This is a genomic window from Echinicola shivajiensis (assembly GCF_018642165.1).
Taxonomy (GTDB): domain Bacteria; phylum Bacteroidota; class Bacteroidia; order Cytophagales; family Cyclobacteriaceae; genus Echinicola; species Echinicola shivajiensis.
This window is the reverse complement of the sequence record NZ_JAHHZM010000007.1, coordinates 145,928-161,234: the sequence shown is the minus strand read 5'-3', so window position 1 is coordinate 161,234 and position 15,307 is coordinate 145,928. Positions and strand designations below refer to the sequence as shown.

Annotated in this window: 8 protein-coding genes; 3 read left to right on the top strand and 5 right to left on the bottom strand. The window is 42.3% G+C overall.

Going from position 1 to position 15,307, the window contains the following annotated elements; all coding sequences use genetic code 11:
- Positions 1–282: 282 nt before the first annotated feature.
- Entirely contained in the window at positions 283–1,197 is a 915-nt protein-coding gene (locus KMW37_RS13290) for a bestrophin family protein (protein WP_215225119.1), read from the top strand.
- Positions 1,198–1,345: 148 nt separating this feature from the next.
- Here KMW37_RS13290 and KMW37_RS13285 read toward each other — a convergent pair whose 3' ends face one another.
- Positions 1,346–1,879 (bottom strand): septal ring lytic transglycosylase RlpA family protein, encoded by a 534-nt coding sequence (locus KMW37_RS13285; RefSeq protein ID WP_215225118.1) that lies wholly within the window; start codon positions 1,877–1,879, stop codon positions 1,346–1,348.
- 128 nt (positions 1,880–2,007) lie between these two features.
- On the opposite strand from KMW37_RS13285, the gene KMW37_RS13280 reads away from it, so the two are divergent.
- Positions 2,008–3,237 carry a metallophosphoesterase family protein gene (locus KMW37_RS13280; protein ID WP_215225117.1) on the top strand — a complete coding sequence of 410 codons (1,230 nt, stop codon included), beginning with the start codon at positions 2,008–2,010 and terminating at the stop codon, positions 3,235–3,237.
- Positions 3,234–6,266, top strand: a complete 3,033-nt coding sequence (locus KMW37_RS13275; RefSeq protein WP_215225116.1) for an AAA family ATPase — start codon at positions 3,234–3,236, stop codon at positions 6,264–6,266. The genes KMW37_RS13280 and KMW37_RS13275 overlap by 4 nt, the downstream gene beginning before the upstream one ends.
- Positions 6,267–6,388: 122 nt before the next feature.
- On the opposite strand, the gene galB is transcribed toward KMW37_RS13275, so the two are convergent.
- The 4 genes from galB to KMW37_RS13255 all read right to left on the bottom strand — a co-directional run bounded on the left by galB (position 6,389) and on the right by KMW37_RS13255 (position 15,289).
- The gene (galB, locus tag KMW37_RS13270) at positions 6,389–8,821 is read right to left on the bottom strand and encodes a beta-galactosidase GalB (protein ID WP_215225115.1); all 2,433 of its coding nucleotides are present in this window, start codon (positions 8,819–8,821) and stop codon (positions 6,389–6,391) included.
- Positions 8,822–8,978: 157 nt separating this feature from the next.
- On the bottom strand, positions 8,979–10,955 hold the full coding sequence (locus KMW37_RS13265) for an alpha-L-arabinofuranosidase C-terminal domain-containing protein (protein ID WP_215225114.1): 1,977 nt from the start codon (positions 10,953–10,955) through the stop codon (positions 8,979–8,981).
- A 264-nt stretch (positions 10,956–11,219) separates the two neighbouring features.
- Positions 11,220–12,560 (bottom strand): rhamnogalacturonan acetylesterase, encoded by a 1,341-nt coding sequence (locus KMW37_RS13260; RefSeq protein ID WP_246581484.1) that lies wholly within the window; start codon positions 12,558–12,560, stop codon positions 11,220–11,222.
- A gap of 2 nt (positions 12,561–12,562) precedes the next feature.
- On the bottom strand, positions 12,563–15,289 hold the full coding sequence (locus KMW37_RS13255; RefSeq protein WP_215225113.1) for an exo-rhamnogalacturonan lyase family protein: 2,727 nt from the start codon (positions 15,287–15,289) through the stop codon (positions 12,563–12,565).
- Between the last annotated feature and the right edge of the window lie 18 nt (positions 15,290–15,307).

The window sequence follows — 15,307 nt, the reverse complement described above, 5'->3', positions numbered from 1 at the left end:
TATTTTTTCTGTAATTACTACCATTTAACCAGTTTGTTCACTTATTTGTTTTTGACTAAGCTTAAAAAGTGTCAGCAAGGATTAATTAATTGGACTTCAAAGCTATAACCACTTTGAGCATCGTGTATTTTTATGCTTCCAGAAGATTGCTAAATATTCAGTCCCCTATAACTGATAGCCATTTATCCCTATTAAATCTTTAAAAAGCCACACCCATCATCCCCAAAATCCCATACATTATTATTAAATTGATAAGTTACCCTAAGCATAAAAAACCATAAGATGATCATCACACATAATATTAGATTGGGTAGAATAGTTACAGGAACCTGGAAAAACACTATCATGGTGGCCTTTACCTGCTCTATGGCATTTTTTCTTTATTGGTACTTCATTCAATATCACTTTGAAATGCCCGCCATTGTCCCGAGCATCCTAGGTACTGCCTTGGCATTTTTTATTGGTTTCAATAACAACCAGGCCTATGATCGTTGGTGGGAAGCCAGAAAAATATGGGGCAGCTTGGTGAATAGCTCTAGAACCTGGGCAAGGAATATCATCTTGCTCCCTACGGCTACGGAACAAATCAAAGGACAGCATTTACAATTGATGAAGGAATACACGGTCAAAAGACATATTGCCTTCCTCTATGCCCTAAAGGAAAAACTGCGCGGAACAGCAACAGGGGAATACAAGAAATACCTTATTCAAAGCGATTTGGATATTATTAAGGGAGAAAGCAATAAGCATAATGCCATCCTAAGCCTACAAACCATGGAGTTGAAAAGCTGGAAAAGGGATGGTTTGATAGATGGCTTTGAGTTTTTGGAGCTAAATGCCGAAATCACCCGATTCTGTGATGAGATGGGCAAATCCGAAAGAATAAAAAACACCGTCTTCCCCACCACCTATAATTATTATACCAAAATGTTTATCTGGCTGTTCAATATTGCCTTTACCTTGGCTGTGGCCCCTACGGTGGGTTGGAGAGCCATTGTTTTTGGGACCATCATTGGTTATGTCTTTCATACCATCCACTTTATTGGTCAGTCCATCGTAAATCCCTTTGAACCTATCCCTATGGGTATTCCTCTAGACCAGATCACCCGGACCATTGAGATCAACCTGCTCGAAATGATCCATGAAGAACATATTCCAGCTCCAGTGAGTCCGATCAATGATGAGTATGTGATGTAACGCTTAGTATTGAGTAGGGAGTCATGAGTATTGAGATTGGAGATATTAGACTTGAAACATGTGTCTTTGCTCTTTGTTCTTTCCTCTTTATTCTATCTTCTCCATACTTTGTACTTGATACCTGATACTTAGTACTAAATACTTGCTGCTACTCATCATCGCTTAGCTCAAGAGCCGTCCAGCTAAAAAGTGTTTCAAGATCCTTTTCTACAATAATGGGCTCATAGTACATTCTTAACCTTAAGGTTTCAGGAGTCTCATCAGCATAATAATTGATCAATTCAGCCACTATCTCCGGTCTCAATACACTGATATGCACCGGTGCCAGTCCCATTTGTATCATCCCCAACTTTCTGGCAGCTCCCTTGGCCAAATCTATCGTCCTTTTGGAATTTTGCGGTAATCTGTCATTGATCTTTACAATGACCTCCTTTTTATTTTTGAGATTGGTTACCCGTACCATTGTACCAAAAGGAAGGTTTTTATGTGCGGCTGTCATTCCTTCCATATCAAAAATCTCCCCGTTTGAGGTTCGGCGATTATGGAAAAACCTACCATAATAGCTGGCAATTCCTTGCTCTATCAATAGCGTAGAATCTACTGCTACATCAATTGATTGGGCAGACAGCTTGAAAGAGACCAAAACCACCAGACATACAATTAAACAAACTGCTTTTTTCATAAGAATTGGCCTACTCAATTTAAATGCCAAATACTGTCATCGCCTTCGAATAGGTTTGCTTCACAAATTTTAAGCGCATAAATTTAATCTGAATTTTATTCAAAACATAAAATACGCATTTTTAAAATATGCTAAAAATCTTACATTCAGCCGATTGGCATCTAGGAAAACGCCTTCAAGAATATTCCCGACTGCCTGAACAGGAGCTGGTTTTAGAAGAGATTATACAAATTGCCGATCGAGAAGATGTAGACTTGGTACTCCTTGCCGGGGATATTTTTGACACTTTTAACCCCAGTCATGAAGCGGTGGAATTATTGTACAAAAGCCTAAAAAGACTCTCTAAAGATGGTCAAAGGCCTATTATTGCCATTTCTGGTAACCATGACAGTACCCAATTTATCAGTGCCCCAAATCCACTAGCCAAAGAACTGGGCATACTTTTCTACAGCCAGTACGACCAAGTGCTCAGCACTGGCCAATTGGACAGCGGCATCGAAGTCACTCAAGCAGCTCCGGGATTTATAGAACTCAAACTTCCAAAATATAATTTCCCTATCAGGCTCATACTTGCTCCCTATGCCAATGAAGTTTTGCTAAAAACCTATCTGGGAGAAGAGGACAAAGAAGCTGAACTGCGCAATGTACTGGGACAAAAATGGAAAGAGATTGCTGACAAATACTGTGATGACAATGGGGTAAACCTCTTTATGGGGCATTTCTTTTTTATTAAGGAAGGAGAAAAACCCGAGGCAGAACCGGAAAGCGAGCGACCTATCCTTCATGTGGGAGGAGCCCAAGCCATTTATACACATCTCATTCCTGAGAACATTCAGTATGCCGCTTTGGGACACTTGCATCGCTATCATGCAGCGGGCAAATCTCCCTGCCCCATAGTGTACAGCAGTTCTCCCTTGGCCTATAGTTTCAGTGAGGCCAATCAAGAGAAAAAAGTGGTACTGGTAGAAGCAGAACCGGCAAAGCAGGTCAGTTATAAAGCACTTGGTTTGGAACAAGGACGTCCTTTATACCAAGAAACATTTAGCAGTTTGACAGACACTTTGGAATGGCTGGAAGCCCATCCTTATTGCTTTGTGGAGATCACCTATGAGACGGACAGCTCCATAGACGCCGCCACTAGAAAGGCCATTATGAAAGCCCATGATGGCATAGTCAGCCTGATCCCTAAACTTTCTGATCTCGGAAAAATACAGGATAACAGTCTCCAGGCTGAAGACCTTGGACAGGATATGGGCACGCTTTTTTCCCTCTTTTACCAAAGCACCAAGGGCATAGAACCCAATGAGGAAATCAAAACACTTTTTAACGAAATCATCAGCCAAAAAGACGATCAATGATCCCTATCAAACTGGAAATCGAAGGATTATATTCCTATAAAGAAAAACAAAGCATTGACTTCACCCAACTCACCGGTGCTGGCCTGTTTGGCATTTTTGGGGCAGTAGGCAGCGGTAAATCCTCTGTCTTGGAAGCTATCTTATTGGCCCTTTATGGCAATACGGAAAGGCTGGCCAGCAAAGGAGAGAAAAACAGCATGGTCAACCTTCAGAGCCAAGCCATCTCCATCAACCTGGAATTCAAAGCAGGAAAAAACAACCAGCAATTATACAAGGCCAGTTACCTGGCCAAAAGGAACCCCAAGAAGTTTGAGGATATCAAACCGGCCACCCATACTTTTTATGAGTCAAAAGACGGTTCATGGATGCCCTTGGAGATCGGGGCAGAGGAAATATTGGGTATGAAAATGTCCCACTTCCGTCAAACGGTAATCATCCCCCAAGGAAAATTCAGGGAGTTTATCGAACAAAAGCCCAAAGACAGGGCAGATATGATGAAGGAACTTTTCGGTCTGGAACGCTTTGATCTATCTGACCGCACCAGGAGATTGCTCAATGCGGAAAGAGAAAAGAGGACCATTCTAAACACCAAATTAGAGGGATTGGAATCCTATACCAAGGAGGCCCTGCAAGAATCCAAGGACCAACAGGAATCCCTTGCTGCACAGAAAGAGGGGCAATCAAAGCTTGTGGACAAAAAGGAGCAAGAACTTAGACAGGCTCAATCAATCAAAGAAAAGGCTGAGCAACTCAAACAACTTGTTCATCAATCGCAAAACCTCGAGGAAAGAGTCCCTGCCTTCCAGCAAAAGAAAGCGCAACTTAAGCAATACCAAAAGGCATTGACCTATCTTAAGCCTATACTCGACCAAATTAAAGAACAAGAAGTCGATAAGGAAAAATACAGTGTAAGCTTAATCGACTGTGAACGGTTCAAGTCAACATTTGAACAGGAAATAGAGCAGAAGGAATCCAGGTACCAGAAATTATATCAGGAATACAGGAAAAAGGGCGAACGGGAAGCCCGCATCAGGGATTTATTGCAGATAAAAACCCTTAACCAACTCAGCACGGAAAAACTGGAGTTGGAGGAGGAATTTCAAAGACTGACCAAAAACAGCCAAAACTACCAGAATAAAAAGGCTGAAATGGAAGAAGACATCCTTCAACTGGAGAAAAAACTGGAAACCATAAAGATTCCGGCAATGGAGGAAATCAGTAAAATGGAATCCACCTTGGTAGAAATGAGGCAAAATGCCAATACCCTTGAAAATCTGGACCTACAGATCAGCAGTATAGAAGAAAACATTGTCAATTCTCAGAATGAAGCAAGGGACATCTTGCTTGAACTCCAAACCGATCAAGCTGATTTTGAAAAAATGCTCAATCATACGGGCTCTCAGCTCTCCCAATTAGAAAAAGAAAGAGAAGTGCTCCTTCAACAACAAGGCCTTTTTACTTATGCCCAACGGCTTCAGGAAGGAGAAGCCTGCCCACTTTGTGGTGCCTTGGATCATCCATCTCCGCTTTCCCATAGCTTTGACCAAGAAAAACTATGGAAAAGCGAAAAAGAAATCCAGGAATACAAATCAAAATTGGAACAAATAAGGCAAGCTCAGTCCAAGTATGAAAAGGTGACTATCAGCTTGAATAATGCCCAAAACAACAAAGAAGAAAAATCAAAGGAAACACAAAAGCTTAAAGCAAAAAATGAAAGCCTCGTCCAACAATTTGATTCGCTTGGCTTAAAGGATCAAGCATCTTTGGAAAACAGGCTTGAGACTGCAAAAAAAGATCTACAAACTGAAAAGTCACTTAGCCTAGAATTAAAGCAAGTCCAAAATGCATACAGACAGTTTTTGACTGATGCGGAAAAAGATCAGCAGAAATTACAGGCCGCTGACCAAGAGGTAAAAACCCTGCAGACCAAAATAGAAACCAAGCTAGCAGAAATCACCTACCAAGATCTACTGGAAAGGTACCGAGGAGCTTCACCTATCAAAATAGATGAGGATATTTCAAAGGTTAAAACCTTTTTGGAAGAGCTTGAAGTGAATCTTCCTAGAGCCCAAGATTCCCTCAATGAAGCCAAACAAAAGCAGACCACCAACCTGACCAATCTTAAGCATTATCAAAGCCGACTGGAAGAGGTAAAATCAAAGCTATTAAAGCTTAAGGATGATTTGACCTTGGCCCTGGCAAGCCATGAGTTCAATGATGTAGATGCCGTAAAACAATTATTGTCCAGTCAGATCGATCCAAGGCAATTGGAAGAGGAGATCAAGGAATTCGATAGACAAAGAGACCTTTTCAAAGGAAAAATCCAAGAGCTCAAAGCTGATCAAGCTGTACAGGAATTTTCTACCGAAAGCTTCATCAAAATGCAGGAGGATTACAAATCCCTCAAAACGACCCTGCATGAAGTCCAGGAATCCTTATCATTGATCACCAATAAAATCGCAGAGATCAAGTTAAAATTGGAAGAGAAAAATCAATTGAAAAAATCCCTTCAAGAAGTTGAAAACAGGGAAAGTAACCTAAATGAGCTCAATAGGATGTTTCAGGGAAGCGGATTTGTGAAATATGTCAGCAATATCTATCTCAAGGAACTGGTACAGACCGCCAACCTCCGCTTTATGAAATTGTCCAAAAATAGCCTAAGCCTAGATGTGGATGAGTCCAATACTTTCTGGATCATTGACCACCTCAATGGAGGAAACAGGAGATTGTTAAAATCCCTTTCAGGGGGCCAAACTTTTCAGGCATCTCTCTGCTTGGCATTGGCACTGGCCGAAAAGGTAAAATCGCTGAACAGGGCGGAGCAGAGCTTTTTCTTTTTGGATGAAGGCTTTGGGGCATTGGACAAAAACGCCCTCAGGACCGTCTTTGAAACCCTCAAGTCTCTAAGGCATGAAAATAGGATCGTCGGTATCATCTCCCATGTAGAAGAACTCCAACAAGAAATCGGGGTATTTGCCAAAGTAGAACTGGATGCAGAAAAAGGCAGTCAGGTAAGCTATTCGTATTAAGTAATTCATGTTTCACGCAAAGTGCGCAAAGAAGTAGCAAAGATCGCGGAGTATTTCTATTTTGTCCCTGCGTGCTTTGCGAAACCTTAGCGTGCTTTGCGTGAAAAAATCATAGTTGATAGTTATTCTACTGTTAAAGAAGTCTGAGCAGCCCTTAGCCCATCAGAACTTGCCCTTAGGACGATTTCTCCCTTGTTTTCATTACTTTGGACGATCAGCAGGCATTTACCATTAAAGGCTTTTCGGCGCTCTGCTTTAAAAGGCTCCAAAGAGGCCTGATAACCATTATCTACCCCAGCAATCTTGCCTTCACCCGTTACCCTAAAATTGATCAGGTTATCGGCATTAGGTACCAAAACACCTTTTTTATCCACCACACTGACCGTAACAAATGACAAATCCTTACCATCGGCCGTAAGCACTCTCCTATCTGGAATTAACAATAATTTATCAGGTTCCCCAGCAGTGTGAACCTGTCTTTCCAGTACTTGCTCACCATTTCTTCTGGAGACCAATCTTAGCGATCCTGGCTCAAAGTCGACACGCCACATAACATGCATGGCATCACCTTCCTTATTTTTTATCCCCAAGGATTCTCCGTTCAAAAACAATTCTACTTCATCTGCCTGACTATAATATGCCCAGACATCCACTTTCTCGCCTTCCTCCCAGTTCCAATGTGGAAATAAATGCAAAACAGGCTGATCAGTCCATTCACTTTGGTATAGATAATAGGCATCTTTAGGAAAACCTGCAAGATCCACAATACCAAAATAAGAACTCCTAGCGGGATAAGGATAAGGCGTGGGTTCTCCCAAATAATCAAAACCTGTCCATACAAAAATCCCGGAAATATAATCTTTACCTTTCAGCGCCCGCAAGGTTTCCTCATGGGTACTGCCCCATTCTGCAGATTTATGGTCATAAGCAGAAATGGCATACATACTTGTTCCTGCTTCCAAAGAATCCTTTTTGATGCTCTGCATCTTGACTATTTTATCAGAAGGCATTTCATAATGTCCCCTGGTTGCCAAAGCTGACATTCCCTCTGAGGCAATCATATTCATCATAGGATACCAATTATCCAGATTCACATAATCTCTATGCCTATAATTGAAACCCAATACATCTAAGCTAGCTGACTGAATGACAAAGTTTTTTCCGGGTCTATTTTCATTCAATGCTGAAGTAATAGGACGGGTCATGTCCAACTCTTTTATAATTCCAGCAAGCTCATTGGCAATACTAATTCCCGTACTATCATATTGCTCGGGAATTTCATTGCCTATGCTCCACATTATTACCGAAGGATGGTTCCTGTCCCTAAGGACCATGTCTTCCAAATCCTTTCTGTGCCATTGTTCCCAAAAGGCATGTCCATCGGATTCCAATTTTTCCTCCTTCCAAACATCAAAAGCTTCATCCTGGACAAGGAAGCCCATTTGATCGCACAGATCCAATAACTCAGGCGCTGGAGGATTATGGGCTGTCCTGATCGCATTGACTCCCATCTCCTTCAAAATCTTTAACTGCCTTTCTATCGCCCTCTTGTTCACAGCAGCTCCCAGTGCTCCCAGATCATGGTGATTGGCAACACCTTTTATTTTCAAGGGCTGCCCGTTAAGAGAGAACCCTTCTTCAGGATCAAATTCAAAATACCGAATGCCCAAAGGTGTTGTCAAATCATCCATCAGCTGCATTCCAGCATAAACTTTGGTCTCTACTTTATATAAATAGGGGTTTTCAGTGGACCAAAGCTGAGGATTTTCTACCCTTATCTCCTGAACAATTTCAGCACGCTGATTTCCCTTAACGGTCTTTTTTGTTGACTGCCGTGCCACTTCCAAACCCTCATTATTCAAAATCCTGGTTTCTAAGGTCACATGCCTTTGAACAAGGCCTTCATTCTTTATAATTACCTCCAAATCTACCTTCGCCTGCACTTCACTCACTTGTGAAGTGCTCACAAAAAGTCCCCAATGATCAATATGGATTTTCTCTGTCCTTACCAATCTAACGTTCCTATAAATACCAGAACCAGTATACCACCTCGAATTGGGCTGATCTGAATTGTCCACCTTTACAGCGATGATATTGGCTTCATCACCAAAATTTAAATATCTGGACAAATCATATTTGAAGGAGCTATAGCCATTTGGCCTTTGCCCTAACCTGTGTCCATTGATCCAGACCTCACTATTGCGGTATACCCCATCAAATTCAATCCAAATACTTTGCTCAGCCGCTTCTTTGGAAAGCAAAAATGACTTCCTATACCAGCCCTTACCTGCTGGCAATGCTCCTCCAGCTGTGGTTGTTGAATGACTCTCACTGAAATCGCCCTCAATGCTCCAGTCATGGGGCAAGGTCACCTGTCTCCAACTAGAAACATTAAAATCAGCATTTAGGGCATTGGGGTGATCCCCCAATTTAAAGTACCAACCTTTATTGAAGTCAAGAATCTTCCTTTGCTTTCTTGTTGAGGTCGAGCAAGCAAGCATCAACATCACCAATAAAACACCTAAAAAGGGCTTATATATCGTCCTTATCGCCATATATTATCCAAAAACGTGCATTTTGTGCTGATTATACACTAGTAAAATAGCACAGTTTCCCAAATAATTAAAACTTCCTCGGATTCTTCGCGATTTTTTGGCACAAAAAAAGGCCAAGCTTACTGCTGGCCTTAATTACTCAAACTATATGTTTACCCTATTTATTCAGTTTAATTTTACCCACATTCACCGATTGGCCCTTAAGTTCCAGTTCAATGGCCTTTTTGACCACTGAGATACTTTTTTCTTGTGGTTCTATAGCTCTTGGATGCTCCAAGGAATTAAATGCTTCCAGATTATCATTGGCCATTTCCAATAAAACACCTTCTCCATTGCCCTTGTATTTTCCATCCAGTTTGATACTAACTTTCTTTACCTCAGGAGAAACATTCACAATCTTAAATATCAATTCTCCACTTTCTCCATCCATTACGGCAGAGGCATATAAATCGTTTTCACCTGCCAAACTCTTTCCGTCTGCAGCGATGGACAAAACATCACTTCCTTTATTCGTAGAAAATAATTTCTGTACATAATAATTCGGTGTTCCATATGATCTCAGATTATCAAACCAAATCATATCAGGATTCCATTGCCAGCCATTGACATGGGCAAAAAGTGGGGCATAAGAGGCAAGCCTTACCACTGCCGCATTTCTTTCCAATCCGGTCATAAAAGCTGCTTCGGACAATGCTGCTTCCCAATTGTTTCGCTTCAAGGCATCTTTCACCGTTGTGCTATGAGCGGCATACTCCCCGGCAAAAACCTTTGGACCATTTCTATCATAATCATCATATCTTCTGGCATTCTCCCTAAACCAAGAAGGTGGTCTGTAATAATGTTCATCAACCAATTCAGCATCCATTTCCTTGAGCTCCCCCCAGAGATATTCAAACTCCTGCCCGTCAGGAAAAGGGCCTGAAGTAGATACAATGGTGATTTCAGGATAAGCCGCCTTGATGGCTTTCTCAAAAATTTGGGCACGCTCTATATATTGTGGTCCCCAATTTTCATTTCCTACTCCAATAAATTTCAGGTTGAATGGTGCTGGATGTCCCATTTCTGCCCGCTTCGATCCCCATTTACTGTCCACAGATCCATTCGCAAATTCAATCAGGTCAAGTGCATCATTGACATATTCATCCAAGGCTCCAATAGCAACCTGCTCACCTGTGTTGAACTGACAGGCCAGACCACAGCTCAAGATGGGCAGAGGTTCTGCACCCAAATCTTCTGAAAGTTGGAAATATTCAAAAAAGCCAATCCCAAATGACTGATAGTAATCCGGTGTGGTACGATGAGCAAACTCAATATTCCAACGGTTCTTGATCACCTCTCGGTCCTCCATTTCTCCAATGGTTTTTTTCCATTCATAACGGTTCTCCAAATCAAAACCTTCAACTATGCAACCTCCTGGGAATCTCAAAAAACCTGGCTCCATATCAGCCAGTAATTGCACCAAATCCTTCCTTAAGCCTCTTTTACGCCCCATCCAGGTATCTTCAGGAAACATGGAAATCAGATCCACATCCAGTTCCCCTTCTCCTTCCAGCAAAAATTGAAACTGCACACCATCAAGGGTTTTGCTGGCAGTCATTACTATTTCATATTCTTCCCATTCATCAGTAAAGCCACCTGCTACACCTTCTCCGACCAGCTCTCCGCCATCCAATAATTTGGTTTTGATGGCTAAATTTTCTCCTTTGGCCAATTTGGCGATAAAAGTTACTGTGTATTTCAGCCCTTCTTTAACGGCCATTCCACGGAAACCTTCATTGAACACACCAAAGTTCCCATCTTCATTCAAACGTTGAATGCGTAAATATTTTCGATTGACACCACTAGGATGATTTCTGTTAAACACATAGCCTTTTGCTCCATGATCCTCCACTCTCCTCCAGCCCATCATAGGGTTTTCAAATTCAAAAGAATAGTTTTTGATCATTTCGGCATATAAGCCTCCATCGGCCGCGAAATTGATATCTTCAAAAAACAGTCCCCACATATTGGGAGAGATATCACTTACCTTTTCATTCAGGTCAATTTCTAAAAGGGTGGTTTGATTTTGCGCTTGACTCACAAAAGGCAGCAAAAGTGCCAGCATTCCAAGCATCAGGGGTTTCAGCTTATTCATGGTTGAGGTTACTTATTTGATTTTATTGTTAATGGATCCGACAAGGAATCAGTAGTTATTACTGATCCTATCATCCATTTGGATTAATAATAAGGTAAATATAGAAAAAATATTTAATTGTTATTTATACACTTAAAAATATTAACCTATTTAAACCAAAAGCTGCTCGCGCTTTGAAATCCCGAACAGCCATTGCATTCTCTTATATGTACTTCATACCTTGTACTTGATACTTTGTACTTGATACTCCATACTGGCTACTTCCTAATTTCCATCCGGCTTAATAATTGAAGTCCTAGAACTCAAAGGCCAATAAAAGTCCTCAAAAGCTGGTGGGTTTATTGGATCATAGCTTGGCAATCCTTTTTTAAGGTACTTTCTGAGTTTTAAGTTAGTGGCTTTTACCCCTTCTACCACACAACTGGCCAGTTGATAGGCCCCATAAGTACTGAAGTGCGTATTATCAGCAAAATCCTGTGTCTGTTCCTCAAAAGTCCCCGCAGGAAAATGGACAAATGCCTTTTTTGAATAATCTACTCCCCAGGCTTCATAAAGGACCTTGCTCATGGCATTGAGATCAATAAGGGCTATTCCATCCTCTTCAGCCAACTGACGCATGGCTTCAGGATATTCTTCAAGTGTATTGATAATTTTGCCATTTTCATCAAATCTCCTGCGGTGCATGGAAGTCACCAAAACGGGAATACCTCCCTTTTCCTTTACGGCTTCAATATATTCCCTTATGATCTCCTGATAAGTAGTGAAAGGCTCCACATGGTTTCCTCCTGGCTTCTGATCATTATGGGCAAATTCCATAAAAAGATAATCCCCAGGCTTCATCAGACTCAACACATTGTCCAACCTTCCTGCATTACGGAAGGACTTTAAGGTCTCTCCGGACTCAGCATGATTGGCTATCACCACCTTTCCAGGCTTGAAAAATACAGGGAACATTTGTCCCCAAGCAGCCCAAGGTTCATAAGCCTGATCCACTACAGTGCTATTTCCAGCCAAAAACACCGTGGGCGCATTGGTATTTGGAATAATTTCAATGGCCGCAATTTTCGGGGAAGCACCATTAAACTCAAAGGTCAGCTGATGGTCCCAATGCAAATATTCTAGCTCACGTGATTTAAGTCTTACTTTTTCATTGGTGCCTTTGATTTCTGGATAGCGAACATGTACCGATAAGAACTTTTCAACCTGTTCATCTGGCTTGGTATCGGTGCGCCCCAACATTAACCTTCTGTTTTCCACCCTAATGGTCACAGAGGAGCTTTCCTCTGTATCCCCAAGGACAACCTTCACATCATAATTTCCCTCAGGCACATCCACCGTAAAGAAAAAGGGCTGATCACTGGTAATAAAGTCTCCTATGAGCACATCTCCTCCTCTATCCACTGCTACTGCTGGCTGTCCCTCCAAGAAACCATACCCCAGAGCACTGGAATATTTCATGTCAGGCCTTACCTGCTGATATCCCTTGGCTACCTTGCCTTCTCCAAAGTCAAACTTCCAGTTCTTAGAATGCTTCTGTTGTGCAATGCTAGTAAGGATGATCCCAAAAGTGAGGATCATCCAAACTGAAATCCTGAACATTTTCATCTTTATTCCTTTAATTCGCTTCCTACCAAACCCAAACATTCTATGGCCGCCAAACCCCATTGGGCAGTGGCATTGGTGGATATGCGCCCTTCTTCTACAGGCCGCAACACATCCTCTCCCTCCACAGTATAAATCGCTGGTTTATCAAAACGGTAACCTGCTGCTCCCCCAAAAAATTCATCCCATGCTCTTTTGGCCAATGCTGGGTCTTGTTTTTGCTGTGCGGCATAGGCGGTTAATCGACTATGTCCTTGGCCGAGGTTAAGCCTTCCCAAGGCATTTCCTAATTCCCTTTCCTGTTCTTCACCAGTTGCATTATACAAAGTACAATACTGTAACCAGGCTTGTTTGAATTCTGGCATTTCAATATTTTGAACCAATTCTGCACATATCTCCATCAAACCAAATACGGCGCTCAGATGGGAGGCAGATGCGCGCTGACGATCCTGAATTTCAAATTCTCCTGTCTGTAAATCCATTCTACTTCCTCCTGTAAAAAAACCTTTCGGTTGGGCGGCAATGGTCCGCATACTATTCATGAGCTTCTCTTTCATTTTTTTGTCTCCAGTTCGTTCCCATTCTGTCAACCAAGCTGCTGAAATAGCACTAAAATCAGTCCCAAAACCCACGTAGACCTTGTTCGGGTCATCTTCTGTTTCCCAAACAGACTTGTCACTCACTTTTCTGGTAGGCGGAATTGCTTTCAAGGTAGCCACAGCATTGATCTGTTCCCGCATCAAATCACCCACTCGCTCATCACCTGTCAAGTAATAATAAAAACGTCTATTGGCTGCAGTGGAAATGCGAAGCTGTTTGGCGCTGCAACCCCAGTGCTGCACGTTATGCCGGCTTCCCAAAGGAGCAAAACGTCCAAGATGGTGTACATCCACTTCTCCTGTATGGCGGGTCATGGCCTCAGCCATCCTAAATACATCCGATCTTCCTGTTCTCAAAAAATAATACCATAACCATAAATCCGTGGACAATTCTGAGTTATCCCAAGCAAAACCGCCTACATCATACTTCCAAGTATGTCGATCATAATCATAGCTGTGCATCACATCGCCAAAATCCCAAAAGCCATACCATCGACGGTCCTCTACCTGCTGATGATAAAACTCAAAATGATCTTGCAAATAATCCTCAATTTTGGACTTGGTCGTAGTACTTCTGTCTGGCAGGTCCCAAATTTTCCCAAACACACCCACTTGATGCAAATATTGGGGATCAGGACTGAGCTGTGGAGGAACCGCTACCCCATCAGTAATGGCATTGAAATAGGTAGCATCAGGTGTTTCTTCCAAGACTGCAATGGTCATCTCACTGGTCCTGGCGACTCCCTTGGCAGTACCAAAGCCTGGCTCATAATCTTCATAGGTAATGTTTAAAGCATCCAACTGCTTTTCATAGGTGTCCTGCCCCATGCCATCATGGTAAAAGCGTAAGTCCATGGCTAGGGAATCCGGAGCCCACAGCCACATGGTCACTTCAGCATTTTGAGTGTGCGCATTTCGGATGTCCAGCTGCGCAGGGTAACTCTGCCAGAAATTCCTAATCCCAAATGCAACTCCTCCCGAAGGTCCGCCGATATAGCCTGTTCCACGCGCCCGATCTCCAAATCCTGATTTCAGCCAAGAATGTCCAGCTTTGGTGCGCTTACGAATGGAGAAAGCATCTGGACTGGTTTGAGAAAGGGTATAGTCCCCGAAGGCTGGGATGTAATGCAAACGAGATTTAACACTATCAGGGAAAGTTGCTTCATCGGGCGTTTTTTCTCCTTGGACCTGAGCATCTCTGACCGCCTTGCCGGCATCTCTTCGCAAGCCTGTCAAACCTCTGACGGCCTCAGCAAATACTCCACGATCTTTTCCCGCAAATCGAACATGTCGGTCATATAACTCATCCTCCATAGGAACCTCAAACCTCAAACCTAAGCCTTTGATAAAGTCTCTTTCCTCATCTCCGTCAAACACAATGGTATGCATGGTCCTTATGGAATCTCCTCCGGAATAAAAATACAATCGAATCACAAAAGGGAGCCAAGCTTCACGTCCCTCTCCTGCATGTTTTCCTTCAATCTTTACCACAGCTCTCACAGGGCCTTGCTGCTCTACAGCAACTTTTTCAATTTGCCCTTCAAAAAGGGAAGACGTGATATTCTCTTTTTCTCCTAACACACCATCTTGATGTAACAAAACCAAACGTCCATTGATCAACCCTTCTCGGCCATTCCTGATTATACTTTTGATTAACTGATTACCGCTTTTTGAAATAGTGCATTGAATCAATCCGGTGTCTACCAGGATCTGCTCATCACTCTCCACCACTACAAGGGACTTCTCTGGTTGGATGCCCTTGCCTGGCATCAACTGTATACCTTTTCCGATCTTATCAGGTCTAGGTATCGCATGACCTGACCACTTGATAGATCCATCAGGCCAATATGCCAATGGCCAACTTTGAACAGGATGCTGTTTTCCGTTTTCATTCACCAAATAAAAACCTTCTTTTTTCACCTTCCCCATTGGCCAGGGCACTCCCAGTGTGGTGCCGCTTGCTATCATCCCTTCTGGATTTTCCAACCAATGGAGTTTTACAGGTTCTATTATTTTTGGGCTTTTATTTTCACTAGAAAAAGCCTGCGCTATTTCAGGAGCCATATAAAGAGAAGAAGTAATCAATGCTGAATTTTTGACAAAACTCCTTCGGGAAAGTGAGTAGTTTTTCATTTTATGCTATGCGTATTT